General features: G+C 51.8%; 1 protein-coding gene. It reads right to left on the bottom strand.

Features of this window, described 5'->3' with window-relative positions; genetic code table 11:
* On the bottom strand, nucleotides 1–566 hold a 566-nt coding region (locus ACTXGO_RS16615), incomplete at both ends, for a carboxyl transferase domain-containing protein (protein WP_443575217.1).

The raw sequence follows: 566 nt of genomic DNA, 5'->3' as shown, positions 1-566 counted from the left end.
GTATCGTTTTGCGCGAGATAGTCGACCACCCCTGATAGACGCGTATGTACGTCACCGCCGCCTAAATCCTCAGCACTAACCTCCTCGCCTGTCGCCGCTTTGACCAGTGGTGGTCCGCCTAAAAATATCGTGCCTTGATCTTTAACAATGATAGACTCATCACTCATCGCGGGCACATAAGCGCCGCCTGCAGTACAGCTGCCCATGACCACCGCAATCTGCGGAATCCCTGCGGCACTTAGATTGGCCTGATTAAAGAAGATACGCCCAAAGTCATCTTTATCAGGGAAAACTTCGTCTTGATTGGGCAAGTTCGCGCCGCCTGAGTCAACGAGATAGACACAAGGCAGATGGTTTTCTTGCGCAATCTCTTGCGCGCGCAAATGCTTTTTGACCGTCATAGGATAATAAGTACCGCCTTTGACGGTGGCATCATTACAGACAATCATGCACTCAACACCATTGATACGACCAATACCTGCGATCACGCCAGCGGCTGGGATATCCTCGCCATACATATCATGCGCCGCCATCGGGGCGACTTCTAAGAACGGCGTACCAACATC

This window comes from Psychrobacter sp. T6-1 (genome assembly GCF_052258445.1).
The sequence above is the reverse complement of the archived record's forward strand: the minus strand, read 5'-3'. Positions and strand labels throughout refer to the sequence as shown.